Source organism: Paenirhizobium naphthalenivorans, assembly GCF_007992095.1.
Lineage (GTDB): Bacteria > Pseudomonadota > Alphaproteobacteria > Rhizobiales > Rhizobiaceae > Allorhizobium > Allorhizobium naphthalenivorans.
The window spans coordinates 141,694-166,533 of sequence record NZ_BJZP01000008.1 but is presented as its reverse complement, the minus strand read 5'-3'; the positions used below and the strand labels follow the sequence as shown (position 1 = coordinate 166,533).

Annotated in this window: 19 protein-coding genes and 1 tRNA gene; 14 read left to right on the top strand and 6 right to left on the bottom strand. The window is 61.7% G+C overall.

Annotated elements, in window-relative coordinates; all coding sequences use genetic code 11:
* Nucleotides 1–119: 119 nt before the first annotated feature.
* A complete protein-coding gene (gene aceA / locus RNA01_RS10640; protein WP_147180173.1) occupies nucleotides 120–1,409 on the bottom strand; it encodes an isocitrate lyase in 1,290 nt (429 codons plus the stop codon).
* 239 nt (nucleotides 1,410–1,648) lie between these two features.
* Here aceA and RNA01_RS10635 point away from each other — a divergent pair, with 239 nt between their 5' ends.
* The 5 genes from RNA01_RS10635 to RNA01_RS10615 all read left to right on the top strand — a co-directional run bounded on the left by RNA01_RS10635 (nucleotide 1,649) and on the right by RNA01_RS10615 (nucleotide 7,293).
* A complete protein-coding gene (locus tag RNA01_RS10635; RefSeq protein ID WP_147180172.1) occupies nucleotides 1,649–3,076 on the top strand; it encodes a helix-turn-helix domain-containing protein in 1,428 nt (475 codons plus the stop codon).
* A 164-nt stretch (nucleotides 3,077–3,240) separates the two neighbouring features.
* A complete protein-coding gene (locus tag RNA01_RS10630; RefSeq protein WP_284215410.1) occupies nucleotides 3,241–4,302 on the top strand; it encodes a polyamine ABC transporter substrate-binding protein in 1,062 nt (353 codons plus the stop codon).
* Between the two features lie 81 nt (nucleotides 4,303–4,383).
* Nucleotides 4,384–5,544, top strand: coding sequence for an ABC transporter ATP-binding protein (locus RNA01_RS10625; protein WP_147180170.1), 1,161 nt, complete (start codon nucleotides 4,384–4,386; stop codon nucleotides 5,542–5,544).
* A gap of 11 nt (nucleotides 5,545–5,555) precedes the next feature.
* Nucleotides 5,556–6,467: an ABC transporter permease subunit gene (locus RNA01_RS10620; RefSeq protein ID WP_147180169.1), complete on the top strand. Its 912-nt coding sequence runs from the start codon at nucleotides 5,556–5,558 to the stop codon at nucleotides 6,465–6,467.
* Nucleotides 6,468–6,477: 10 nt separating this feature from the next.
* The gene (locus RNA01_RS10615; protein ID WP_147180168.1) at nucleotides 6,478–7,293 is read left to right on the top strand and encodes an ABC transporter permease; all 816 of its coding nucleotides are present in this window, start codon (nucleotides 6,478–6,480) and stop codon (nucleotides 7,291–7,293) included.
* Between the two features lie 54 nt (nucleotides 7,294–7,347).
* On the opposite strand, the gene RNA01_RS10610 is transcribed toward RNA01_RS10615, so the two are convergent.
* Both RNA01_RS10610 and RNA01_RS10605 read right to left on the bottom strand, forming a co-directional pair.
* Nucleotides 7,348–7,593, bottom strand: coding sequence for a DUF6460 domain-containing protein (locus RNA01_RS10610; RefSeq protein WP_147180167.1), 246 nt, complete (start codon nucleotides 7,591–7,593; stop codon nucleotides 7,348–7,350).
* A 59-nt stretch (nucleotides 7,594–7,652) separates the two neighbouring features.
* A complete protein-coding gene (locus RNA01_RS10605) occupies nucleotides 7,653–9,542 on the bottom strand; it encodes an AsmA family protein (protein WP_170253413.1) in 1,890 nt (629 codons plus the stop codon).
* Nucleotides 9,543–9,700: 158 nt separating this feature from the next.
* Between RNA01_RS10605 and RNA01_RS10600 the strand changes: the two genes are divergently transcribed.
* On the top strand, nucleotides 9,701–11,653 hold the full coding sequence (locus RNA01_RS10600) for an acetoacetate--CoA ligase (RefSeq protein ID WP_147180165.1): 1,953 nt from the start codon (nucleotides 9,701–9,703) through the stop codon (nucleotides 11,651–11,653).
* Nucleotides 11,654–11,912: 259 nt separating this feature from the next.
* Here RNA01_RS10600 and RNA01_RS10595 read toward each other — a convergent pair whose 3' ends face one another.
* Both RNA01_RS10595 and RNA01_RS10590 read right to left on the bottom strand, forming a co-directional pair.
* Nucleotides 11,913–13,562, bottom strand: coding sequence for an ABC transporter permease (locus RNA01_RS10595; RefSeq protein ID WP_147180225.1), 1,650 nt, complete (start codon nucleotides 13,560–13,562; stop codon nucleotides 11,913–11,915).
* A gap of 346 nt (nucleotides 13,563–13,908) precedes the next feature.
* The gene (locus RNA01_RS10590; protein WP_147180164.1) at nucleotides 13,909–17,877 is read right to left on the bottom strand and encodes an ATP-binding protein; all 3,969 of its coding nucleotides are present in this window, start codon (nucleotides 17,875–17,877) and stop codon (nucleotides 13,909–13,911) included.
* Between the two features lie 250 nt (nucleotides 17,878–18,127).
* On the opposite strand from RNA01_RS10590, the gene RNA01_RS10585 reads away from it, so the two are divergent.
* The 4 genes from RNA01_RS10585 to RNA01_RS10570 all read left to right on the top strand — a co-directional run bounded on the left by RNA01_RS10585 (nucleotide 18,128) and on the right by RNA01_RS10570 (nucleotide 21,243).
* Entirely contained in the window at nucleotides 18,128–18,583 is a 456-nt protein-coding gene (locus RNA01_RS10585; RefSeq protein ID WP_147180163.1) for a phasin, read from the top strand.
* 137 nt (nucleotides 18,584–18,720) lie between these two features.
* Nucleotides 18,721–18,797, top strand: a tRNA-His gene (locus RNA01_RS10580).
* A gap of 336 nt (nucleotides 18,798–19,133) precedes the next feature.
* Nucleotides 19,134–20,141 (top strand): NAD-dependent epimerase/dehydratase family protein, encoded by a 1,008-nt coding sequence (locus RNA01_RS10575; RefSeq protein WP_147180162.1) that lies wholly within the window; start codon nucleotides 19,134–19,136, stop codon nucleotides 20,139–20,141.
* Nucleotides 20,142–20,355: 214 nt separating this feature from the next.
* Nucleotides 20,356–21,243, top strand: a complete 888-nt coding sequence (locus RNA01_RS10570; RefSeq protein ID WP_147180161.1) for a DMT family transporter — start codon at nucleotides 20,356–20,358, stop codon at nucleotides 21,241–21,243.
* Nucleotides 21,244–21,270: 27 nt separating this feature from the next.
* On the opposite strand, the gene RNA01_RS10565 is transcribed toward RNA01_RS10570, so the two are convergent.
* Nucleotides 21,271–21,924 carry a HupE/UreJ family protein gene (locus RNA01_RS10565; protein WP_147180160.1) on the bottom strand — a complete coding sequence of 218 codons (654 nt, stop codon included), beginning with the start codon at nucleotides 21,922–21,924 and terminating at the stop codon, nucleotides 21,271–21,273.
* Nucleotides 21,925–22,132: 208 nt separating this feature from the next.
* On the opposite strand from RNA01_RS10565, the gene RNA01_RS10560 reads away from it, so the two are divergent.
* The 4 genes from RNA01_RS10560 (at nucleotide 22,133) to RNA01_RS10545 (ending at nucleotide 24,832) form a co-directional block, all read left to right on the top strand.
* Nucleotides 22,133–22,738, top strand: a complete 606-nt coding sequence (locus RNA01_RS10560; RefSeq protein ID WP_147180159.1) for a HupE/UreJ family protein — start codon at nucleotides 22,133–22,135, stop codon at nucleotides 22,736–22,738.
* 19 nt (nucleotides 22,739–22,757) lie between these two features.
* Complete coding sequence (locus RNA01_RS10555; RefSeq protein WP_147180158.1) at nucleotides 22,758–23,477, top strand: hypothetical protein; 720 nt, start codon at nucleotides 22,758–22,760, stop codon at nucleotides 23,475–23,477.
* Complete coding sequence (locus tag RNA01_RS10550; RefSeq protein WP_147180157.1) at nucleotides 23,478–24,080, top strand: DUF1007 family protein; 603 nt, start codon at nucleotides 23,478–23,480, stop codon at nucleotides 24,078–24,080.
* Nucleotides 24,081–24,238: 158 nt separating this feature from the next.
* Nucleotides 24,239–24,832, top strand: coding sequence for a hypothetical protein (locus tag RNA01_RS10545; RefSeq protein ID WP_170253412.1), 594 nt, complete (start codon nucleotides 24,239–24,241; stop codon nucleotides 24,830–24,832).
* Nucleotides 24,833–24,840: the final 8 nt, after the last annotated feature.

The window sequence follows — 24,840 nt, the reverse complement described above, 5'->3', positions numbered from 1 at the left end:
GGCATTTCTCCTCTTATATGCGGGGTTCTTGAAGTGTTGATCCGGGCGAGTGCCCCTCTCCCCGCGGGCGGGGAGAGGGTTAAGGTGGGGGTAGGCCGCGCAAGCGAGGCCTTTCCCTATTATTCAGCGGCCGGCTTGAACTGCTCGGTTTCGGTCGATTCCTTCATCGCCGTGGTCGAGGACTGGCCGCCGGTGATTGCCAGCGAGACGGCGTCGAAATAGCCGGTGCCGACTTCGCGCTGGTGCTTGGTGGCGGTGTAGCCGTTGACCTCTGCGGCGAATTCCGCTTCCTGCAGCTCCGAGTAGGCCGCCATCTGGCGATCCTTGTAGCCGCGGGCCAGTTCGAACATGCCGTAGTTCAGCTGGTGGAAGCCGGCGAGTGTGATGAACTGGAACTTGTAGCCCATCGCACCCAGCTCCTTCTGGAACTTGGCAATCGTCGCATCGTCGAGGTTTTTCTTCCAGTTGAACGACGGCGAGCAATTGTAGGCCAGCTTCTTGCCTGGATGCGCCTTGTGCACGGCTTCGGCGAACTTGCGGGCCTGTTCGAGGTCCGGCTTGCCGGTTTCCATCCAGATCAGGTCGCAGTGCGGAGCATAAGCGATCGCACGGGCGATGCAGGGCTCGATACCGTTCTTGACCTGGTAGAAGCCTTCTGCGGTGCGGCCTGCGTCGTAATCAACGAAGGGACGGTCGCGTTCGTCGATGTCCGAGGTGAGAAGCTTGGCGGCTTCAGCGTCGGTACGGGCGACGATCAGCGTCGGTACGCCCATGACGTCGGCGGCGAGGCGTGCGGCGTTCAGGTTGCGGATATGGGCTGCCGTCGGGATCAGAACCTTGCCGCCGAGATGGCCGCATTTCTTTTCCGAAGCGAGCTGGTCTTCGAAGTGAACGCCTGCGGCGCCGGCTTCGATGAAGGCCTTCATGATTTCGAAGGCGTTGAGCGGACCACCGAAGCCGGCTTCCGCGTCAGCGACGATTGGAGCGAACCAGGTGTCGACCGAAAGGCCCTTGCCTTCAGCGGTTTCGATCTGGTCAGCGCGCTGCAGCGTGCGGTTGATGCGCTTGGCCAGTTCCGGCGCGGCGTTGGCCGGATAAAGCGACTGGTCCGGATACATGGCAGACGCGGTGTTGGCATCGGCGGCAACCTGCCAGCCGGAGAGGTAGATGGCCTTGAGACCGGCGCGAACCATCTGCATGGCCTGATTGCCGGAAAGTGCGCCGAGAGCGTTGATGAAGGGTTCTTCGTTGATCAGCTTCCACAGGCGGTTGGCGCCCATTTCAGCCAGAGAGTACTTGATTTCGACGGAACCACGCAGGCGCTTGACGTCTTCGGCGGTGTATGGACGCTCAATGCCGTCATAGCGGCCCTGCGGCGCATTCGGAACGACGTTGTAAAAATCAGTCATAACAAACTCCCTCTTGCTCTGGTGCACGAAACCTCTGTCCTTTTGGCACCAGAAATCTCGCTTTCGATGTGACTTGATTTACAGCGCGCTGCACAAAACTTCCAGAAGAAAGGCGAATTCGATGCCTGGAAAGAGGTTAGCATGTATTGCCTTTGACATTTTCGTCGTGTAAATTTGTAAAAATTGTAAATATTCCTGTTGGGTGCTTTGTTGATCAAAGTTGTAAAAGGTGTGTCAAAATGGCTGAGAATAAGATCTTTGCCGGCCCGAGAGTCCGCCGCATCCGCAATGGTCTGGGTCTCACCCAGACGGCGATGGCGGAAGCGCTGGAAATCTCGCCCTCCTATCTGAACCTGATCGAACGTAACCAGCGGCCGTTGACGGTGCAGCTGCTGCTGAAGCTCGCGACCGTTTATAAGGTGGATCTGGACGAGCTGCAGGGTGAGGCGGGCGGCACGGCGGGCCAGTTACGCGAGGTGTTCGGCGATCCGCTCCTGTCCGGCGAAGTGCCGGGAGATCAGGAGCTGATCGAGGTGGCTGAAGCCGCGCCAAACGCGGCGGCCGCAGTCGTCAAGCTCTACCGCGCCTATCGCGAGCAGGCGGCGCGCCTTACCGATCTGGCGGAGCTTCTGGCGCGCGAAGGGCACGAGACCTCGATCTCGGGCGCGCGCCTGCCGATCGACGAGGTGCGCGAAAGGTTCGAAAAGCGGCCGAACTTTCATGCGCACATCGAGGATGCGGCCGAGGCTTTCCATGCCAGCCTCGGCTTGTCACCGGGCGAGGATCTTGCGCCGGCGCTAAAGGCGTGGCTGCGCACCAAGCATGGTATTGTCGTGCGCACGCTGCCGATCCACACCATGCCGAACCTTCGCCGGCGCTATGACCGCCATTCTATGCGCCTCTTCCTCTCCGAGCGGCTTTCGCCTTTCGATCAGTTGCGCGAGGTGGCGATGGAAGCGAGTCTGCTCGCCTTTGGTGAGGAGATCGCCGCGGCGCTCGATGAGCTTTCGTTTTCGACCGGCGAGGCCAAGCGTCTCGGCCGTTTCGAGCTGGCACGCTATGCGGCGCATGCGGTGATCATGCCCTACGGCGCCTTCCTTTCGGCCGCGCAAAGGGCGCGCTATGACATTGACATGCTGCGTTCACGCTTTGGCGTTTCCTACGAACAGGCGGCCAACCGACTGACCATGCTGCAACGGCCCGGTGCTTCGGGCGTGCCCTTCTTCATGCTGGAGGTGGACAATGCCGGCCACCGATTCCGTAAGGCCGGTGCCCAAGGGTATCCCCAGGCGAGGTTCGGCGGCGGCTGTCCCAAGCTCAACATTCATGCCGCCTTCGCCCAGCCGGGCCAAGTGCTGGTCGACGGGGTCGAGATGCCGGACGGCACGGGCTTCCTGACGATATCACGCACGCTCGACGGTCCGCAGGCCGGCTTCAACGAGCGGGTCAGGCGCACGGCGCTGCTTGTCGCCTGCGACATCGCCCATCGTGACGAGGTGGTGTATGGTCAGGTGGTAGCCGGCGCGACGTTCGGGCCGGTCGCTGTCGGAACCGCCTGCCGGCTGTGCGAAAGGCAGGGTTGTCTCGCCCGTGCTGAGCCGCCGGTCACGCGTCCGCTCGGCCTCGATGAGATGGTCACCGGCCTTTCCGCTTTCGATTTTCAGTAGCAGTCGATCCGGTTGCGACTGCGAAGATTACCCCTTGTCGCCTGTCGATTTCCTTTCTAGTCTGTTAAAAAAACGAGGGAATGGCTGATTGGGCGACCTGCCTGAAGGCTGGAACAGGAGAAAAAATGAAGACCGACATGATCCGTTTCTTGGCATCCGCCGCAATGATCACTCTGGCAATGGCGACGGCTGCCAAGGCTGAGAGCGTGGTGCATGTCTACAACTGGTCCGACTATATCGACGAGTCGGTGCTTGAGGACTTCACCAAGGAAACCGGCATCAAGGTCGTCTACGACGTCTTTGACTCGAACGAAATTCTGGAAACCAAGCTGTTGGCCGGCGGTTCGGGCTATGATGTCGTCGTGCCGACCGGGCCGTTCCTGGCGCGCCAGATCCAGGCCGGCGTGTTCCAGAAGCTCGACAAGTCGAAGCTGCCGAACCTCGTCAATCTCTGGCCGGACGTCTCCGCGCGCCTCGCCAAGTACGATCCCGGCAACGAATATGCCGTCAACTACATGTGGGGTACGACCGGCATCGGCTACAATGTCGAGAAGGTCAAGACAGCCCTCGGCGCCGATTTCAAGGTCGATAGCTGGGACGCCATTTTCAAGCCCGAAAACGCGGCAAAGCTGAAGGCTTGCGGTATCAATGTCCTTGACGCCTCCGATGAGACCTTCGCGATCGCGATGAACTACATCGGTAAGGATCCGGACAGCAAGGACAGCGCCGATCTGGAGGCCGGCGGCGACGTCTATATGAAGATCCGCCCCTCGGTGAAAACGTTCAACTCCTCGTCCTATATCGATGATCTCGCCAACGGCGACATCTGCATGACCATCGGTTGGTCCGGCGATATTCTCCAGGCCAAGGCTCGCGCCGAGGAAGCCAAGAACGGGGTCGAGATCAATTACGTGATCCCGAAGGAAGGCACCTATATGTGGTTCGACAATCTGGCGATCCCGGCAGACGCCAAGAACGTCGATGAGGCCCACGCCTTCATCAACTTTCTGATGAAGCCGGAGGTTATCGCCAAGGCTTCCAATTACGTTCAATACGCCAACGGCAACCTTGCCTCGCAGGCCCTGCTCGACGAGGAAGTGTTCAAAAATCCGGCAGTCTATCCGGACGAGGCGACGATGAAGAAGCTCTTCACCATCTCGCCTTACGGACCGAAGGAGCAGCGTGTCCTGAACCGCGTCTGGACGCAGATCAAGACCGGTCAGTGATCGGCTGACAGTTTAACCGGGCGCCTTCAGGCGCCCGGTTGCTTTTGGGCTGCATTTTGTAACGGATATTTGGATCGAGCGATGGCGAAATCTCTGGGGCCGGTAAAGCGTAAATTTTCACCATGGACCGACCCGGCGTCGGTCCCCTTCATCCGGTTCGAGAATGTGACGAAGCGCTTCGGCGACTTCACCGCCGTCAAGGATCTCACCCTCGACATCTACGAGCGCGAGTTCTTCTCGCTGCTTGGTCCGTCCGGTTGCGGCAAGACCACGCTGATGCGCATGCTCGCCGGCTTCGAGGAGCCGACCGAAGGCCGCATCCTGTTGCAGGGCAAGGATATTTCCGGTGTGCCTCCCTATCGGCGACCGACCAATATGATGTTCCAATCCTATGCGCTCTTTCCGCATATGACCGTTGCCAAGAATATTGCTTTCGGTCTGGAACAGGACCACCTGCCGAAGTCCGAGATCGACGCGCGTGTGGCGGAGATGCTGAAGCTGGTGAAGCTCGAGGAATTCGCCAAGCGCAAGCCGAATCAGTTGTCCGGTGGCCAGCGCCAGCGCGTGGCGCTCGCCCGCTCGCTGGCCAAGCGGCCCAAGGTTCTGCTGCTCGACGAACCGCTCGGTGCGCTCGATCGCAAGCTGCGTGAGGAGACGCAGTTTGAACTGATGGACATCCAGCAGAACCTCGGCCTGACCTTCCTGATCGTCACCCATGACCAGGAAGAGGCGATGACTGTGTCCGATCGCATCGCGGTTATGGACAAGGGCGAAATCATGCAGGTGGCGACTCCGGCGGAAATCTACGAGGCGCCGAACAGTCGCTATGTCGCCGACTTCATTGGGGACATCAACATCGTCGATGGCAAGCTTGAAGGCGTACAGACGGTCGCTGACGGCGATCTGGCCACCGTGACCTGCTACGATGGTCTCAAGATGGTCGTCGCGCAGCTGTCCTGCAAGGCCGAGCCCGGCGCTTCGGTGGCCTTTGCCATCCGTCCGGAGAAGGTCCACATCAGCGTCGATCCGCCGGCCGATCCCTCGGCCAACGCGCTATCCGGCGAGGTCTGGGATATTGGTTATCTCGGCGACTTCTCGGTCTTCATCGTCAAGCTTGCCGATGGTTCCACTTTCCGCGCCGCGCAGGCGAACACGCATCGTCTCGTCGACCGCCCGATCACTGTGGACGACAAAGTCTGGCTCACCTGGCCGGTCGATGCCGGCCTCGTGCTGACCCGCTGAGGAACGAACCGATGAGCGACGTAACCGCAGCCCCAGCCCCGCTGACCTCACCAGCCCGCTGGCTGGTGGTCCTCATACCCTATGCCTGGATGTTCCTGTTTTTCCTGGCGCCCTTCTTCATCATCGTGAAGATCTCGCTGTCGGAGACAGCCATCGCCATGCCGCCCTACACGCCGGTGTTCGAGAGCCTGTCGACGATCGGCGATTTCTTTTCCAAACTCGATTTCGAGAACTATGTCTTCCTGACCGAGGACTCCCTCTATTACAATGCCTATCTGTCGTCGCTCAGGATTGCGCTGATTTCGACATTTCTGCTTCTTATCATCGGCTATCCCATTGCGCTCGCCATGGCGCGCGCTTCGGTCGCCATGCGTCCGACCCTCCTGATGCTGGTCATCCTTCCATTCTGGACCTCCTTCCTGATCCGCGTCTACGCCTGGATCGGCATTCTCAAGCCCGAAGGCCTGCTGACCTTGCTGTTGCAGACCATCGGGCTCTACGGCCCCGACGACCAGGTGCAGATCTTCCGCACCGATACGGCCGTCTTCATCGGCATCGTCTATTCCTATCTGCCCTTCATGATCCTGCCACTCTATTCGGCGCTGGAAAAGCTTGATGGCACGCTGCTCGAGGCGGCGAGCGACCTCGGCTCTCCGCCATGGAAGGCCTTCTGGCGGATCACCTTTCCACTGTCGATCCCAGGCGTGATCGCCGGCTCTATGATCTGCTTCATTCCGATTACCGGCGAGTTCGTCATCCCCGATCTGCTCGGGGGAGCCTCGACGCTGATGATCGGCAAGACGCTGTGGACCGAGTTCTTCAGCAACCGCGACTGGCCACTGGCCTCTGCCGTTGCCGTGCTCCTGTTGCTTCTGCTGGTGGTTCCGATCGCCATCTTCCAGAACCAGCAGGAAAAGGTGTGAGGGCCAAACGATGAAATCCGGAAAATTCGACTCGACGATTCTCACCCTCGGCTTCGCCTTTCTCTATATCCCGATCATCATCCTGGTGATCTATTCCTTCAACGAGTCCAAGCTCGTGACGGTATGGGGCGGCTTCTCGCTGAAATGGTATCGTGAGATGTGGTCTAATGCGGGGTTGATGAGCGCCGCATGGGTGACGCTACGCGTCGGCCTGCTGAGCGCCTCGATCGGCACCGTGCTCGGCACGCTCGCAGCCCTGGCCCTGGTTCGCTATGGCCGTTTCCCCGGCCGGCTGCTGTTTTCCGGCATGGTTTATGCTCCGCTCGTCATGCCGGAGGTCATCACCGGCCTGTCGCTTCTACTGCTGTTCGTGGCGCTCGGTATCGACCGCAGTCTGATGACGGTGACCATCGCCCACACCACCTTCACCATGTGCTATGTGGCGATTGTCGTGCAATCGCGGCTCCTGACCTTCGACATGAGTCTTGAAGAAGCGGCTCTCGACCTCGGTTGCCCGCCATTCAAGACTTTCTTCAAGATCACCTTGCCGCTGATCATGCCGGCGGTGGTTTCTGGATGGATGCTGGCTTTCACGCTGTCGCTTGACGACCTGGTCATCGCCTCCTTCACCACCGGTCCGGGGGCGACCACGCTGCCGATCAAGATCTACAGCCAGGTCCGGCTTGGCGTGACGCCGGAAATCAACGCGGTATGCTCAATCCTGATCGGCCTCGTCACTATCGGGGTTATCATCGCTTCGATCACCACCAAACGGCATGAATTGCAACGCCAGCGCGACGAGCACGTGGCGGCTCAGACTGCGTGATCTGTGAGTCACGATTTCCGAGCGGAGTGCCGGTCCGCGTGACCGCTTGTCGCGTCAGCCGTCGCGTGGCGGCAGGAGAAGGTAGGTTAGGAACCAGATCGGCAGGACGATAATCGCCCCGAGCAGGATGCGCGGGCTTGCCCAGGCGCCGGCCGACGTAAGGCCGGACCAGAATTCGTCCATAGTCAGACCAAGGAATGCAAGAATGCTGTCCGTGGTGATGCCGATGAACGACATGAGGCTGCCGGCGAGTAGCGAAGCCAGCGCGATTTTGAAGAGACCCGTAAAAAAGCGATACACCGCAAGCCCCCAGCTCGGACGGACGGATCGATGTTCCCCGTCCCACGGTTGATTCGCCGTTATTTTAGGGGATTTGCCGGCGGGAGATAGATGGGTGTGAGTACAGGATCGGGCCAGGCGCCGCCGATGAAGAAGCGCAGGCGCGGGAAGGCCAAGTTCGCCGCCGGGTCGGTCGCGAAAAGTTCGGCTGAAAGCGCCAGCGCGTTGTCGGCATAGGGCACGACGCCGGACACCGTCAGGCTTTCGTCCGGACCGGAAAGCTGGGCTTCCAGCACCTCTGCGGTGCCCTTTGCAAAGCGTGCGCGATAATCCAGTCGGTCATAGGGCATCGAGCCGTCGCCGCCGGCGCTCAGCTGGAAATAGGCGCTGGTCGCGGCCAGTTTGCGGAGCGCCGCCGTATTGACACCGGTCAGTGTTCCGCTCTGCGATGCAAAGGCGAAAGTTCCGGAGATATCGGACAGGCCCGTCTCCCAGACCGGGGCCTTTGTGGTCAACGTGAGTTCCACTGAACCCTTGCCGCGGGCAACCGGACCGGCGACCTTCAGATGATCGGCGACGGCGGCGAAATCCGCGTCATGGATCGACAGTGTCAGATCGCCTCCACGGGCGAATCCGCTGCCGGCGCCCACGAAACGCGCCGTCAGATCGCCGCCTTCGAAAGTGGCGTCGGCGATGTCGAACTGCGCCGCTTTGCCGGTCGCGAGGATGCTGGCGGCAACATCGCCGAGCTCGAAGGGCGGCAGGTCGGCGCGGGCGGCCGAGAGCGTCAGGTCGAAATCCAGCCATTGCAGCAAGCGGGGCGGGCGCTGGGCCGTGTCGGGGGACTCGTCGGTGGAGGGGAGATCGAGCGAGAAGGCTGAAAGCAGTCGCGTGATGTTCAACCGATCGAAGGCGAGCGTTCCGCTGATGCGCGGCTTTCCGTCGGCCGGCCGGGAAAGCGACAGGATGCCCGTGCCATGGGTATCGTTGATGTCGAATTCGAGACCTTCGAAACGCAGTTCCTCACCGACGCGCTCGATGTTGGCGGTCAGTTGCGCCTGCCTCAGGCTGTCGAGACCGACAAGGCGAAGCCCGGTCGCGTCCTTCAGGGCGGCGAAGTCCTTGGTGCCGAGCGCGATCGCGCCGCTTCGCAACAAGCTGTTCCCCAGGTTCGCGACACCGTCGAATCGGGCGGTGAAGGCCGCCGAGGTGAGTGTCGTGTTGACGGTCGCGTCTTTGCCACCGAAGAGGAGCAGGGGGTGTGGCGAGGCGAAGTCTAGCTTCATGGAAAACCCGCCAACGTCGACCAGCCCGCTTACCTTCAAGGGGGAGGAAAGTCGCGGCCAGGAAACATCTGCGGTAATTCGACGGGCGGTGATCAACCGGCCGGAGGCCTCATCCTCGATTTCCAGCGTACCGTCTTCGATCGTCACTGAACCGACAGCGGCATCGAGTTCGGCGGGAAGGGACTGGACGCCGTCATTGCCCGGTTCTGCCTTGCGCACGGCCGCATTCAGCAATCCTTCGCTTGCCCAGTCGAGCCTGCCATCGCTGTCCCGGTCGACATGGAACCGTGGCCGCACGAGATCAAATGCGTCAAATTGCGGACGTCCGCGCATGGCGGACAGCAGCCCGAAGCTTGCCGACACCTGTTCGATTTGCCCCAGTATCTTGGCTTTTCCCCGATCCGGCTTGCTGATCGTCACGCCGTTCAGCGTCACATGGGGCCTTGGCCAGAACGCGATTTCCGGCATGCCGGACATGTTCACGTCGTGGCCGGTCCACTCGGCGACCGCCCGTTCCATGGCAGAACGCACCAGCGTCGAGGAGACGAGATAAGGGGCTGCCGCGCGCGAGACGAGGAAGATCGCGGCCACGACGGCGAAAACAACCAGCGCCGCACCGAGGAGGCGCCGGGTGACCGGCGTACGGCACCGAATCTTTCCGCCATTTCTGCGCTTGTCGGACATGGGCGATCCAGGGTTTGTCATCGGCCCGGCACCGGGCTCGGCTGCGTCGTTCCTGCCGGATATAGGAATTGCCGCCACCATGCAAACCGGCACGCGTTCCCGGTCTTTATATTGCGCCGCAAACTGCTATACAGGCGGGGTTTTTCGAGGAGGACCGAATGCAACAGGATATGCCGCTCTGGACGCCATCTGAGGAGCAGATCAAGCAGGCGCCGATGTATCGCTTCATGCAGTGGTGTGGTGAGCGAAGTGGGCGCGATTTTTCCAACTACGATGCCTTCCATCAATGGTCGGTCGATGATCGTGCCGCCTTCTGGTCGGCGGTCTGGGATTATTGCGAGGTCAGGGGTGAGAAGGGCGAACGTCTGCTGGAAAACGGCGACGTCATGCTGGAGGCGCGTTTCTTCCCCGATGCCCGGCTGAACTTCGCCGAAAACCTGCTGAGCCAGAGCGGCGAAGGCGATGCGATGATCTTCCGCGGCGAGGACAAGGCCGAAGACCGCTGGTCGTGGGACCGGCTGCGCGCTGCCGTCTCGCGGCTGCAACAGGCGTTCCGTGCCATGGGTATCGAAAAGGGTGACCGCATCGCCGCAATGGTGCCGAACATGCCGGAAACGGTGGCGCTCATGCTGGCGGCGGCCTCGATCGGCGCGATCTGGTCGTCTTGCTCTCCCGATTTCGGCGAGCAGGGCGTGCTCGACCGCTTCGGCCAGATCGAGCCCAAGCTGTTTCTCGCGGTCGACGGCTATTGGTACAACGGCAAGCGGCAGGACGTGGCCGACAAGGTGAAGGCGGTTTCCGCCAAGCTCGGCGTGCCGCTCGTCGTCATCGCCTACGCCGGAGACGCAGCGGCGATTGCCGCGGCTGTGCCGGGCGCAAAGACGCTGGCCGATTTCGTTGCTCCCTTTGAGGGTGTCGAGATCGCCTTCGAGCCGTTGCCGTTTTCGCATCCGCTTTATATCCTGTTTTCGTCGGGCACGACGGGCGTCCCCAAGTGCATCGTCCATTCGTCCGGCGGCACGCTGTTGCAGCATCTCAAGGAACAGCGCTTCCACTGCGGGCTGGAGAAGGGCGAGCGGTTCTTCTATTTCACCACCTGCGGCTGGATGATGTGGAACTGGCTGGTCTCGGGCCTGGCCTCGGGCGCGACGCTATGCCTCTATGACGGTTCGCCCTTCTATCCGGATGGCAACGTGCTGTTCGACTATGCGGCCGAGGAGCAGTTCGCCTTCTTCGGCACCTCGGCGAAATATATCGACGCTGTACGCAAGGGCGGGCTGACGCCGAAGACCAGCCATGACCTTTCGTCGCTGCGGATGATGACCTCGACCGGTTCGCCGCTGTCGCCGGAGGGTTTTTCCTTTGTTTATGAGGGTATCAAGTCCGACATTCATCTCGCCTCGATCTCCGGCGGCACGGACATCGTCTCCTGCTTCGTGCTCGGCAATCCGCTGAAACCGGTCTGGCGTGGCGAGATCCAGGGGCCGGGCCTTGGGCTGGCGATCGATGTCTGGGACGACGAGGGGCAGCCGGTGCGCGGCGAGAAGGGCGAACTGGTCTGCACCAAGGCCTTCCCCTCCATGCCAATCATGTTCTGGAACGACGAAGGTGGGGTTAAATACCGTGCCGCCTATTTCGAGCGCTTCGAGAACGTCTGGTGCCACGGTGATTTCGCTGAATGGACGGTCCACGACGGCATCGTCATTCATGGCCGTTCCGATGCCACGCTCAATCCGGGCGGAGTGCGCATCGGCACGGCGGAGATCTACAACCAGGTTGAGCAGATGGAAGAGGTGCTTGAGGCGCTCTGCATCGGCCAGGACTGGGACGACGACGTGCGCGTCGTGCTGTTTGTTCGTCTCGCGACCGATCGCGTGCTGGATGAGGATCTGGTCAAGGCCATCAAGAACCGCATCCGCGTCGGCGCCTCGCCGCGTCACGTGCCGGCCAAGGTGCTCCAGGTCGTCGACATCCCGCGCACCAAGTCGGGCAAGATCGTCGAGCTTGCTGTGCGCGATGTGGTGCATGGACGGGTGGTCAAGAACAAGGAGGCGCTCGCCAATCCGGAGGCGCTCGATCTATTCGTCGGCCTCATTGAGCTTCAGTCCTGACCCCCAAGGGATTTTAGTGCCGAAGCGGAGCCTCCGGTTCGATGATCGCGTCTACCGGGATGACATCCGCCACTGCCGGTAACGACTTGTTAAGCCGGATTTGGCATACCTTAACCAACTTGGAGGCCCACCATGAACGTGCGGCTTAGAACCTTCCGGTTCCGAACACATGATGTTGATCGATGCCTAACTCCGGTTGAACAGCATGATCTTTTAGGGGCGGCGAAAGCTGCCCTTTTTTCTTGCCTTTTTTCCCGGATCAGCGGCCACGATCGAGCGAACGCGACACCAGAATGACCGGGATCAGACCGGCCAGTATGATGATGATGGCGGCCACCGAAGCATCCTGAACCTTTGAGCGGGATGCATCCTCGTAGACCAGGGTGGCGAGTGTGTTGAAGTTGAACGGTCGAAGCAGGATCGTCGCGGACAGTTCTTTCAGGGTTTCGATGAAGACCAGAAGGGCTGCGGTCAGTACGGCCGGCCGCATGTTCGGCAACAGAACCTGGCGGAACGTTTGCAGGGCGTTGCGTCCGAGCGTGCGCGCTGCCATGTCGAGATGGGGCGAGAGCTTTTGGAAACCGGAGTCGATCGTCCCCTCGGCCATGGCCAGGAAGCGGACGGTTGCCGCGTAGACGATGGCAAAGCCGGTGCCGGAGAGCAGCAGGCCTGTTGAGATTCCTAGGCTCTGTCGCAGCACGCCGTCCATGAAATTGTCGAGACTGGCGAGCGGGATCAGCACGCCGATAGCGAGCACGGTGCCTGGAATGCCGTAGCCCAGCGAGGCAAGCCGGCTGGCGCTCGCTGTCAGCCGCGAGCGGTCGCTGCGCGCCGCATAGGCCAAGACGAAACCGAGGATCACGGTTGCCAAAGCTGCGGCCGAGGAGATGGTGATCGAGTTACCCAAGGCCCTGAGCAGGCGTGGTTCGGTGAAATCGCCGATGCGGCGCAGGGCAAAGCCCGCGAGCACGGCGACCGGGATGACGAAGCCGACGAGGGCGGGAAACGCGCAAATCAGGGTGGCACCAAAACCGCGCCAGCCGGAAAGTTTGAGACGCACGGCATCAATGGTGACAGCGGTGGTCTTCTGGCTGGCAAAGCGCTGCCGTCGACGCGCCTGACGCTCGATCCAGAGGAGCAGCACGACGAAGACCAGCAGAACGCTGGCGATCTGGGCGGCGCCGGCGAGGCTGCCGCGGTTGAGCCAGGTGTCGTAGATCGAGAAGGTCAGCGTCTGGACGCCGAGATATTCGACGGCACCAATGTCGTTCAGCGTCTCCATCATCACCAGTGTCAGGCCGACCATGATGGCGGGGCGCGCCATGGGGATCTGCACACGCGCGAACACACGCCAGGGGCCGGCGCCGAGCGTGCGGGCGACATCGGCGGCGGCTCGGCCCTGCATCAGGAACATCGACCGGCAGGCGAGATAGACATAAGGATAGAGCACGGCCGTCATCACCAGCACGGCGCCTCCGAGCGAACGGATGTCGGGAAAGCTGTAGTCGCGCGCCGACTGGAAGCCGAACAAGCTGCGGTAGAAGGTTTGCACCGGCCCGGTGAAATCGAGGAATTCACCGAAGGCATAGGCCGCAAGATAGGACGGAATGGCGAGTGGCAAGACCAGCGCCACCGAGAGCAGGCGTCGGAACGGAAAATCACACGAGGCCACCAGCCAGGCGCTGGCAATGCCGATCACGGCAGTGAGCGCGCCTGTCATCGCCAGAAGCAACAGGGTACGGCCGGTGGCGCGCGGCACGACGTTGGTGAGCATGTGCTGCCAGTTATCGCTGCCACCGGTTATACCGATCAGGAAAATGGCGACAATCGGCATGGCGACGAAGGCCGAGACAACCAGCGCGGCGACCGTAGGAGCAGGCAGGCGACGCCGCACCGCTCTGAAGTCCATTCTCTGCGCGCCGTGCAAGTCCGCTGCCAAGGCTTCGTCTCCCTGCTTCTTCCTATTGGCCGGCTTCATACGCGACCGTGTTTGAGCCGGTCTAACCGAAACCGACGGGGAAGGAAACGGGTTTGGGCAAGGTGCCAGATACGGCTGTGCTGCTGCGGATCTGGCAATGGGTTGTCATTCCGGCCCTGTGCGCACGAAAGGACGTCGCTGTCCGCCTGTGGCGAGCAATGTCACAAGCAACGATCGCCAGCCTTTGCAGTTGGAGCGGATGCTTCGAGGCTTGGCCTTTGGACAAGCCCTTCAGCAGAGGGGGCGAACGCTCATGGTTGCTGCCCCGCCCGTCGCCTCAATCCGCCAGGACGCGCTGTGACGGGAAGGTTATCTCGACCAGTGTGCCCTCGTTGGGGGCCGAGGAAATCGAGAAATTGGCGCGATTGGCATCGACCATGGCCTTGGTCAGCGGCAGACCAAGGCCGGTGCCATCGCCGCGATTACGGCTGCCCGTATGCACTTGGCGGAACGGCTTCATCGCCTGTTCCAGCTCGGTCCGGGTCATGCCGACACCGGTGTCACGGACCCGCAGCACGACGCTGCCGTTGGCCTCGTAGGCCGTCGACACAATGATCTGGCCGCCCGATGGGGTGAAGCGGATGGCGTTGGCCAGGATGTTCAGGACGATCTGCTTGATCGAGCGCATGTCGGCGACGACGTTGGGCACGGCTTGCGACAGGGCGGTGCGGACGATGACGCGCTGCCCGTTGGCCTGCGGCTGGACGATCGAGACCGCCGCCTGCACCGTCTCGTTGAGACCGACGGCGGTGAAGTCGAGATCCATCTCGCCGGCCTCGATTTTGGAAATGTCGAGCAGGTCGTTGACGATATCCAGCACGTGACGGCCAGAGCGCACGATGTCATTGGCATATTCGCCATAGCGCGGATGGCCGAGCGCACCGAAATGCTCATTCGCCATCATGTCTGCAAAGCCGATGATCGCGTTGAGCGGCGTGCGGATCTCGTGGCTGACGCGGGCGAGGAAGTCGCTCTTGTGTGCATTGGCCGTTTCGGCGGCACGCTTGGCGTTGCGCAATTCCTCCTCGGTCCGCTTCCATTGTGTGATGTCGCGGATCACGGCGCAATAGCCGTTCGACGAGGTGAGCTTGCCGATCGTCATGAACAGCGGCAGGAAGCCACCGGAGGCCTCGCGACCAATCACCTCGCGCCCATCGTTGAGCACGCTTGCCACGCCGTGGCCGGAAAGGCCGCCGAGATAGTCGAGGATCGACTTCTGGCTTTCGTGGGCAAAGAGCATGACGAAGGGTTTGCCGCGCGTTTCCGCCTCGTCAAAGTTGAACAAGGCGCTTGCCGCCCGGTTCATCGAGCGGATGTCACCGTCGGCTTCGAGGATGACGACGCCGTCCGTCGCGGTTTCGAGGATCGAACGCAATTCGTCGACCTCGACCTGCAGCCGGGCGAGGTGTTCTGCGCCGGCCTGACCGGTCTGACCCTGGGGCTCGCCACCGGAAAGCGGTGCCACGGTCGAAGCTTCCACCTCGGCTGGCTTTTCCGGCGTGCCTTGCACGGCGGCTGCTGCCGGGATCAGCGCCAGCATCAGCGCGGTCGCCCGCTCAAAACGGACCGATTGCAGGCGCGCGGTGACCGGCACCAGCCGGTCGTCGGCGCGAACGATCACCACCCGGCCCGCCTCTTCGCTCGCGCCCTCGAGGTCCTGGCGCTGGATTAGCACATCGAGCCCGCCGGCGGTGTCGAGTTCTTCGACGGAAGCGTAGCCGGTGAGGTTAAGGAATTCCGGATTGGCGTGGATCAACCGTTCGCCGATGTGGACGAGCAGCGCGACCGGCATCAGGTCGACGATCTCCGCGCTTAGCGTATTGTCGCGCTTGAGCCGCAGAGTGGCGAAATCTTCGGCCACGGCGTCTTCTTGGCCCAGCCCAGGCTCCGCGGCGAGCTCGTCTTGCGCCGGTAAGGTGTGAGGCGCCTGGAGCACTGTTTCTGCCGCAGCGGCTGCATCAGCACCGGCATCCGGTGTTTCTGCGGATACTTCTACATGCTCATGGTCGCTTTCGTCGGCATTGGCAAAGGGCGTGACCTTCTCCGACTCAACCGCATGGCGGGTCGCTTCGGCGGCTTCGTGGCGGCGAATTTCGCCCAGTGCCTCCGCAGCCTTTTCCCTCAGACCCTGCGGGTCGAGCTTGCGGGCGATCTCGAGAAAAGCGGCTTGCTCGCCGGGGGTCAGTCCGTCCCTGCCGTGCGCGCGACGCAACTCAAGCTGCACCACCTTGTCGGAATGGCGGCGGCCGGGCGTTTCGCTGATCTGCAGTGCGGGCGGTGCCACAGCGGCGCTACGGGTCACGTCGGTCATATCCGCCGGTGGCGCAAAGATTTCGGGCTCTCCCGTCTGGGTCTGATCATCGGTCGTGCTGGATGGCAAGGGGCCCTGCGTCAGCTCGGCAGATGAAGGCGTATCGGATGACGACATCTCTGGTTCGCCAGACGCCATCTCCGTTTCCGGCTCATCGTCGATCCCGCTTTCGACCATGAGGGTGTCGGTTTCCTCTTCGTCCGCCGGCAGTTCGTCGAGCAGCGAGAAGGCCGGGGCGGGTTGCGTCGGCGTTTCGCGGGTCTCGGTCTCTGTCGAGACAGCGTGAGGCGCGCTTTCCACGAAGGTCAGGCCGGTCCGGTTCGGGTCCTCGATCGCATCTGCCATGCGCACGATGCCGAAGCCGCGGAAGCCGTCGAAGTCGCGGTTGCGGGTATAGGTCGGCAGTGCGGCGAGATCGACCGGCACCATCAGAGTCGTGCCCTCGACTGGCCAATAGATCGTCTTGCCTGACCAGGTGTCTCGCCTCTGCAGCAGTTCGCCGATCTTGCCATCGGGATCGAGGTTGAAGAGGGCGGCCAGATCGGCAAAGGCAACGCCGTTGATGGCGGCGGCTCGCGGACCCACGGCCTCGGCGAATTCGCCGGACACATCGCAGAACCGGCCGTCGGCATCGATCTTCCAGACGAAGCGGGTGGCGCGGCGTTCGGGCGAGAAGGCGAAGCTGCCAGCTGGCGCGTCGCCTGTGTGTATCGCGGCGGCCGGTGTCGCCGGCGCTCTTGCCTCAGCCGTGTCCTCCGCAAGGGCAGAGGTCGGCAAAGCGTCGGCAAGCGGCTCGGCTTGGGCCTCCAACTCGTTTTTTGCGTCAGCGTTTGAGACGTCGCCGGCCAGGGCGGAAGCGGCCGGAGGCCGACCCTCGGGTTCTGCCGCACTGTCGGGGAGGTTCGGGATCGTGTCGATTTCCGTTTCCGCCAGCGGGCCGATCTCTGGCTCGAAGGCCTCGATGACGTCCGCCGCCTCGCTCAGTGCAGGGGCGGTTGCCTCTGCCACGGGGGCTGCCTGGCTGCTCTCTTCATCGTTCGTTTCATCCAGCGCCTCGATCTCGTCTCCGTCGAATTCCTCGATGTCGCCGATGGCGTCTACCACCTCGGCAAAGCCGGATTCCGCTGCCGCCGCGACGCCGGCGGCAATGCGCATTTCGGTCTCAGTCGAGACGGTTGGTTCGGCAACTGGCTCTGCAACGGCCGCAGGGAGATCGTCAGCCGGCGCTTTATCGGCGGCAGACTCGAAGTGGTCGGTCGGATCCATGGTGCCGAGGATTGTTTCGACCGCAAACAGGAGATGCATTGCTGGATCGGCGGACAGCTTTCCTATGGCGGCGGGCAGGTAACCCCGCCCGGTTGGAATCGGCCGTTTGACCAGATGATCCGCATCGGTGCCGGCCAGCGTGACAAGGGTACGGGTAGTTTGCGCGGTGATCTCCAGCGCGGCGAATTTTGCCGATGCGACGATGACCTCGCCGTCGCCGCCGAGCACGGCCATATGCGTGTCCGGATCGTCGAAGCCGGTCAGCATTTCCGCGGCGCGCTCGGCGAGCCCCCCGGGTTTGCCGAGCGTCGGCAGGGAAAGCAGCACCACCGGCTCGCCTTGGCGGATCTCGACCATTTCGGCGCTCGCCGTCACCGGAACGCGCTGGAAGCCAGAAGCGACCCGCAGGATCAGCGTGCGGTTGTCTCCAACCGAGCCGAGCTGGCGCGCGACCGCCTCGATCTGGCGGAAGGTCACGTCGCTGCGGTTCGGGCCTTCCTCGAGGAAGTCGTAGATGGAGGCATTGCCGAAGAAGCGTGCCCCCGCGCCATTGGCCCACAAGACCCGGTCGAGCGCGGGCGAGAACACGACGAGCGCTTCGCCGCGAGCAAAGCGCGGGCGAATGCTGTCGTGAACAGCGACATCGATGAACGGGTACGGAGCGGGCATGGTTAAACCTGTCACAATAGTTGCCGTCACAAACAGCAAATTAACAGATTTTTAATAGCTAGGCACGGCTTTTGGGTCCAGCAAAGCGTGAGCCTTTTGCCGAACACGGTTAACCGGCGTGACACGCGTAACAATAGCATTGTGCACTGCACAAATATATTGCAACGCACAACAGGCGGTGCTATATAGAAGTCATCGAACCGATACGAGCGCGCCGAAAGCGACCCGCTCAAAACAAGGAGCAATTGCAATGGCTGCCAATACCCCCAAGGACGTCTTTTCCTTCTCTGCCACCGCCTTCGATCCGGCCAAGGTGACCGAGACCTTCCGCGACTTCGCCGAAAAGGGCGCAGCCCAGTCGAAGGATGCCTATGCCAAGATGAAGACCGCCGCTGAAGATGCGACGAAGACCGTCGAGACCACGATGCAGACTGCCCAGGCTGGCACTGTCGAACTCGGCCTCAAGGCCATCGACGCGCTGCGCACCAATGCCGAAATGTCGCTGTCGCACATGGAAGCCCTGCTCGGTGTGAAGTCGATCGCCGAACTCGTCGAACTGCAGACCTCCTTCATCCGCAAGCAGGCCGAAGTCACCGTCGAACAGGCCAAGGCCATGCAGGAAGCCGCCAAAAAGGTGGCTGAAACGGTCGTGAAGCCGGGCAAGGAAGCCGCTGAAAAGGTCATGTCGACCTTCAAGGCCGCCTGATTTCAAGTCAATATCCTCCCAAGGATCAAAGGGCCGGGCATTCGCCCGGCCCTTTTTGCGTTGCGTGCAGAAAGGGCTTGAAAAAAAAGTCGGCTGCCCGTATGTGACGCCTCACGACGTTTTCGAGCGTCGAATGTGCGGTTGTAGCTCAGTTGGTTAGAGCGCAGGTTTGTGGCACCTGAGGTCGGAGGTTCGAGACCCCCCAACCGTACCATTTCTTCCACAGAAAATCAGATCTTCCGAAGAGATTTCGACGGGTTCGAGAAGTCGAAATCCTGGTTTCGAATTCTGCGGAATGCCTACGGAATATCCTGCGTCGGAAATTGACTTCGCCGTACGTCCCGACAAAGCGGTGCAAGACGCGATCGCGGCGATTTCGATCATCGCGTGAAGTGCTTTTTTGCGCACTGGATCTTCACCGCCTGAAGGGGCTAAGGAAAACGCCAGTGTTTGTCGACCCGCGCAACGTCTACCGAGCATCTGAGCCAGAGGCCTATGGTTTCATGCTGCTTTGGCGTGGGAAGAGAATAAAGCAAGGAGCCTAACGGACATGCGCTATTTCATCACGGGCACGGCAGGTTTTATCGGTTTTCACCTGGCGCGGCGTTTGCTCCAGGAGGGGCACGAGGTGCTGGGTTATGACGGGATGACGCCCTATTACAGCCTTCGTCTGAAGGAAGCGCGGGTTGCCGGCCTTGTGCAGTTTCCGCAGTTTCGCGCCGTCGAGGCAATGCTGGAGGACCAGGACACGCTGATGGATGCCGCGCGTGCATTCCAGCCAGACGTGATCATCCATCTCGCGGCCCAAGCCGGTGTTCGTTACAGTCTGGAAAACCCGAAGGCCTATCTCGATTCAAACCTGATCGGCTCATGGAACGTGCTTGAGGTGGCCCGAAAGCTGAACGTGGGGCACCTGATGCTTGCCTCGACGTCATCGGTCTACGGCGCCAATGCGCAAGTGCCGTTCTGTGAAACGGACAAAGCTGACGAGCCGTTGACTTTCTATGCCGCGAGCAAGAAAGCGATGGAGGCGATGGCGCACAGCTACGCTCACCTCTACAAGGTGCCGACGACCGCTTTCCGTTTCTTCACGGTTTATGGCCCGTGGGGTCGACCCGACATGGCGCTTTTCAAATTCGTCAAGGCAATGATCGAGGACCAGGAGATCGAGATCTACGGCGAAGGCAAGATGAGCCGCGACTTCACCTTTGTCGATGACCTCGTGGATGCAATTGTCGACCTGTCACTCATTCGCCCCGCTGAGGAAAATCGGGTCGCCGGTATCGACACGTTGTCACAACAAGGGCCGTTCCGCATAGTCAACATCGGCGGTGGTCAGCCCGTGGGGTTGTTGGACTTCGTTGAAACAATCGAAAACTGCATGGGCAAATCTGCAAAACGGAAGATGTTGCCGATGCAGAAGGGGGACGTACCGCAGACCTTCGCAAGTCCCGATTTGTTGCTTGCACTTGTCAATCGAAAGCCATGCACGCGTCTGGATGTTGGCGTCGAGGCATTCGTCAATTGGTACAGAGAACATCAAAGTTACCTGACTTAGCCGGTGAACCATGGCGCTGGAGGTGGCTCGGGAAAAGTGAGCGGCTGAGGTAAGCGGTTTTGGACTCATGCGTCAGGCAGCGAGCGATTTGAGGCGGGCCGGCTTCCGAAGCGTGTTAACGCGGTGTCCACCTTGACCGGTTCCTCGGCCGGCGATAGGCAGCGTTCGGTTTTTCACTGCGATCTTTTCCCTCCGCGCTTTCCCAGGACGCCCGATGAAGCCCAAGGATGTTGCCGTCTATCTGTTCCTGGCTATCGCCTGGGGGCTGTCCTTCCTGCTGGTGCTCAAAATCGTTGCGGCCTTCGGTTGGGTCGGCGCGGTGACTTTCCGTTCCTTTATCGCCGGGATGACGCTTTTTCTTCTGGCGCGGGCAACGGGACGCGGCCTCAAGTTTCGTGGTGGCTGGTGGGCCTATGCGGTCGTCGGGGCGACCACGGTTGCCGGCCAGTTGATCGGGCTTTCCTATGCCACGCCGCTGATCGGCACGGCCATGGCGGCGATCCTGGTCGCCACCATCCCGATGTTTTCCATGCTGATCGGCCAGGTCTGGGGCCTGGAGCGGATCACGCCGCAGCGGCTCGCCGGCCTGCTGATCGGCTTTACCGGCGTGGTTCTGCTGGTCGGCTTCCCCGCGGTGCCGGTGACAGCCACCTTCGTCTTCGGCTGTGCCGGGACGATCTTCGCGTGCCTTTGCGCCGCCTTCGGCAGCAATTATGCCAGCCACAAGCTGAAGGGCGTCGGTGCCTGGGAGGTGACGATCGGCGCCTTCCTGCTCGGCGGACTGATGACCCTTCCATTGCTCTTCGTCGTGCCCGTGCCGCATGTTCCGCGGCTCGTCGATTATGGTTATCTGCTGATCGCCGCCATGGTTATGAGCGGAATGACCTATGTGCTCTATTTCGGGCTGGTCGCCTCGATTGGAGCGACACGGGCGATCAGCGTGGAATTCGCCGTCACCGCCACTGCCGTTCTGGTCGGCGCGGTCTTCCTGGGCGAGCCGCTGTCGATCATGCAATTGGCAGGCGGCGGCGTCATTATCGCCGGCTGCGCCCTGGTGCTCGGACTGGTGCCGGTCAGAAGACGCGACCGGTCCGCAGCCTGAAAAGCCTAGCCGAAAGGGTGATTACGCTCAGGTGATGAGGAAGTAGACACCACTGGCGGCAATGGCGAGGCCGAGCGCGCGCACCAGCATGCCGTTCCAGATACGGCCAAGGCCATAGCCGACAGCGATACCGAGTATATGGATCGCACCGGTTGAGACGACGAAGCCGACGGTGAAGGCGGCCGGATCTGCGGCGCGCAGCGTCAGTTGCCCGTGCGGGTAGCCGTGGAAGATCGCGAAGAGGGCGACGATCAGCAGGGCCGCCCACTCCGGCGCTTTCCAACGCGCCGCGATGGCGCCGCCAAGGGTGATCAGCGAAAGGGCGATGGCGATCTTGATCGTCGCGTCCGGCATGAGGCCCAGCATGCCGGCCACTCCGCCTATGCACATGATCAGCGGAAAGGTGGCCGGTAGCGACCAGACGGCCCGCCCGCCCATCTGCGCGCCCCAGAGCCCGACAGCCAACATGGCGAGGAAATGGTCGAACCCGGCAAGGGGGTGGCCGAAGCCGCTTCCAAAGCCGCCCATCACGCCACCGAGGTCATGGGCGAACGCCGTAGAAGGGGGGCTGGAGGCCAGGATGAGGGCAAGGCAGCCGAGTGCGGTCGAGACCGTCGATCGACGCGGACCTGGGTTGTCCGTCGCCGGGCGGTGACGGTCGGACCTCGAACAATGGGTCATGGTGGGATCTCCGGTATTTTCGCCGTCAGCACGGCCTGTTGCCTCGTCTGCGACACAGATCCATCTACAATCAACGGCGATTCGGGTATAGTCGAGGTGGGCGCGGGGTTGGGCGCAGCGCCAGTTTTATGTTCGGTCGCGAGGGCGACGACCAGACCAAGGACTAAGCAACGCCGCAAACGCGCCAGCCGATTTGGAGATTTGGACAATGCCGTTTTCTAGACTGCCCATTGGCTTTGCTGTTTCTTCGCTTTTTGCCGTACTGGTGATGGTTGCCGTGCCGGGCAATGCCGAGGCCCATATCCTGCAGGGCGAGACGGGCGGCTTCCTCTCCGGTTTCGAACATCCGTTGTCGGGCATCGACCATCTTCTTGCGATGTTCTGCGTCGGCCTGTGGGGCGCGCAGATGGGCGGGCGTGCCGTCTGGTCGTTGCCGATCGTCTTTCCGCTGATCATGGTGCTGGGTGGAATGATGGGCATTGCCGGCCTGCCGCTGCCGGCGGTTGAAAGCGGCATCGCCCTTTCCATTATCGTGCTCGGCGCGGCGATCGCTTTCGTCTGGCACCCGCCGGAATGGTTGGCCGTGCTGGTGATCGGCGTTTTCGCCATCTTCCATGGCTATGCCCACGGCGCTGAACTGCCGGCAGCGAGCGACCCAGCCGATTTTGCCATCGGCTTCGTCGTGGCCACAGGCCTCATCCATATTGCCGGCATCGCCGTTGGCCTGGCCTTTCAGCGGTTCCGGGAGGGCGAATTGTCCCGTGCGCTGGGGGGGCTGATCGGTCTCGGAGGTCTCTATTTCCTCGTTGCCTGATCAGGGAGGGCGCGCTCCCATGTTGCGTGCGGTCATGCTGCGGGCAGGCTCTGCACTGGCGCTGACCGGCCTCGTTGCGATCGCGGTCGCATACGCTCTCTCAGGCCAAGCGCGTTGGGTGGATTTTCCGCTCGCATCGCTGATCACTGCCGAACGGCTGCTGCCGCTCGTCGGTCTTGGCTTGCTTCTCGGGCAGATGCGAGGGGGCGGAATGGCCGTCGCCATGGCGCTGTTTGTCGTTGGAGCAGGCTTGGGTATAGCGTTTCGCGAGGTGTTTTTCGTCCTGGCCGCACGGTTGCCGGGTGCTGGCGCCCACATGTTCCTGACGGGGCCGATCGCCTGCGTGCTGATCGGTGTTCCGCTCGTCCTGCCTCGCGCCATACGGCCCTGGTTCGCCTTTCCCTTGCTGGCGCCGGCCGCTGCCGTTCTCGCCATCGCGACGCTGCTCGGCGATCCGACCCTGCATGCGAGAAGTTATTTGCCTTCGGCGCTTGCGGTGGAGGCATGGCTCATCGTCAGCATCGCATTTCTTGTCTCCGGCTTCTACCGCCCCTGGCTTGCGATCGCGGTGCGCATCTTTGCCAGCTGGTTGATCGCCATCGGCCTGCTCTATGGCGGCGCCTATGTCGCCTCGAAACGGACCGCCCCGGAGCCACCGCCTTTCCCGGCAATGTCGGGGGCGGACGAAGATGAGGGTTTCGGTCCGATCCTGAAACAACTCGATGGGGCGGGAAAGTAGATGCGCTATAGCCCAAGCTCCCGCCGCTGTCTGGTCACGCTCCTGCTCTGCTGTGCCTGGCCATTTGCGGCTGCCGCGCACCCCGATATAGCAGTCACCGCTCGGCTGCTCTTCGATGTAAAAGCCGGTCGGCTGTCCTCAGTGGTCGAAAGCCTCGCGTTCGATGCCGGCTATAGCCGACGCTTGCTCGACCGCTATGACCGGGACGGGGATGGTGCCTTTGACGAAACGGAAACGGCTACACTGCGCCAATCGTTGATCGCCGATCTCCAGCCCCTCGGTTTCTTCGCCGAAGTCAGCGCGAACGGCCAACCGCTCCGCCTGCCCACGCCAGCTGCGTTCCATGCGGCGAGTGAAGGCGGAATTGTCACCGTCACCCTGGCTTTCCTGCTTGACGCGCCGGTCGACCTGCCGCCGGGACACGCCGTCGAGGTGCTGCTGCGGGATCGGGACTATGTGGTCGCTTTAAGACTGGCAGAGCAGGCGCCAGTGGTCATCCGCGGTGACGATGGGCGCTGTGCCTATCTGCTGAAGGAGAGGCTGGATCTTGCCTATTTCGGTGGGCTGGTGGTGCCGCAGACGATCGACTTCTCCTGCCATTGAAGCTCATCATTCGCGCCGCCATGCGGGGCTGCGGATACAACCTATGCAAAAGATAATTTGACGGCGGTTGCAATTCGGTCCGATATTTCTTGTGCGACTTGTATGGGATCTCTGGGGAGGGTGTGCGTCACTCTTCCGCGAAAAGAGGGAGGATTGCCGTGACATCGAGGATTGCCGTGACATCGAGGACTGCCGTGACATCATTGCCGAACTTACCCGCCATTCCAGGTTGGCCGTCATTGACCCCGGGTGATTACGTCGGGGAGCCGCCCAAATTTCCGGGATCGATCAGCGATTTCGATGCTGCGATCCTGCACTATGAGACGCTGGTCGAGGATGCGCGCAATCAGGTCATTCGCAACGAGGATGCCGAGAAGCTGGAAAACAAGCATATCCGAGAGGAAACCCGATATATCGTTCGGCAGAACAAGCTGATCGCCGAGCGCACGCGCAAGGGGCTCAAGATACCGCCGGAGATCTATTCCAACATCGAGGGCTCGCAAGAGGCGATCGCCGAGGCGAATGAAGTCTTGCGGCTGTTGCCCGGACACAAGGCAGCCTGGGCCGCCGAGCGTGACAGGCGGAGGAAATGGCTGAGCTATCTGCGCAAGGAACGGAGCAAGGGGATCGGCAAGAGCGGTGAGGTGCGCAAATGCGGATCCCGGAACACGACGACCGGCGCACCGTGCCAGAACGAGAAGCACTATCGCAAGGGCAGCGGCTGGGGCGTATGTCTGACCCCGGGCCATTAGACTCGTTG

Coding starts and splice junctions, on each gene's coding strand:
- RNA01_RS10555 (WP_147180158.1), top strand. CDS start 22,758: ATGTTGCGTGCGGTCATGCTGCGGGCAGGCTCTGCACTGGCGCTGACC.
- RNA01_RS10620 (WP_147180169.1), top strand. CDS start 5,556: ATGAGCGACGTAACCGCAGCCCCAGCCCCGCTGACCTCACCAGCCCGC.
- RNA01_RS10600 (WP_147180165.1), top strand. CDS start 9,701: ATGCAACAGGATATGCCGCTCTGGACGCCATCTGAGGAGCAGATCAAG.
- RNA01_RS10565 (WP_147180160.1), bottom strand. CDS start 21,924: ATGACCCATTGTTCGAGGTCCGACCGTCACCGCCCGGCGACGGACAAC.
- RNA01_RS10630 (WP_284215410.1), top strand. CDS start 3,241: ATGATCACTCTGGCAATGGCGACGGCTGCCAAGGCTGAGAGCGTGGTG.
- aceA (WP_147180173.1), bottom strand. CDS start 1,409: ATGACTGATTTTTACAACGTCGTTCCGAATGCGCCGCAGGGCCGCTAT.
- RNA01_RS10590 (WP_147180164.1), bottom strand. CDS start 17,877: ATGCCCGCTCCGTACCCGTTCATCGATGTCGCTGTTCACGACAGCATT.
- RNA01_RS10575 (WP_147180162.1), top strand. CDS start 19,134: ATGCGCTATTTCATCACGGGCACGGCAGGTTTTATCGGTTTTCACCTG.
- RNA01_RS10605 (WP_170253413.1), bottom strand. CDS start 9,542: ATGTCCGACAAGCGCAGAAATGGCGGAAAGATTCGGTGCCGTACGCCG.
- RNA01_RS10635 (WP_147180172.1), top strand. CDS start 1,649: ATGGCTGAGAATAAGATCTTTGCCGGCCCGAGAGTCCGCCGCATCCGC.
- RNA01_RS10550 (WP_147180157.1), top strand. CDS start 23,478: ATGCGCTATAGCCCAAGCTCCCGCCGCTGTCTGGTCACGCTCCTGCTC.
- RNA01_RS10595 (WP_147180225.1), bottom strand. CDS start 13,562: ATGGACTTCAGAGCGGTGCGGCGTCGCCTGCCTGCTCCTACGGTCGCC.
- RNA01_RS10560 (WP_147180159.1), top strand. CDS start 22,133: ATGCCGTTTTCTAGACTGCCCATTGGCTTTGCTGTTTCTTCGCTTTTT.
- RNA01_RS10625 (WP_147180170.1), top strand. CDS start 4,384: ATGGCGAAATCTCTGGGGCCGGTAAAGCGTAAATTTTCACCATGGACC.
- RNA01_RS10615 (WP_147180168.1), top strand. CDS start 6,478: ATGAAATCCGGAAAATTCGACTCGACGATTCTCACCCTCGGCTTCGCC.
- RNA01_RS10570 (WP_147180161.1), top strand. CDS start 20,356: ATGAAGCCCAAGGATGTTGCCGTCTATCTGTTCCTGGCTATCGCCTGG.
- RNA01_RS10585 (WP_147180163.1), top strand. CDS start 18,128: ATGGCTGCCAATACCCCCAAGGACGTCTTTTCCTTCTCTGCCACCGCC.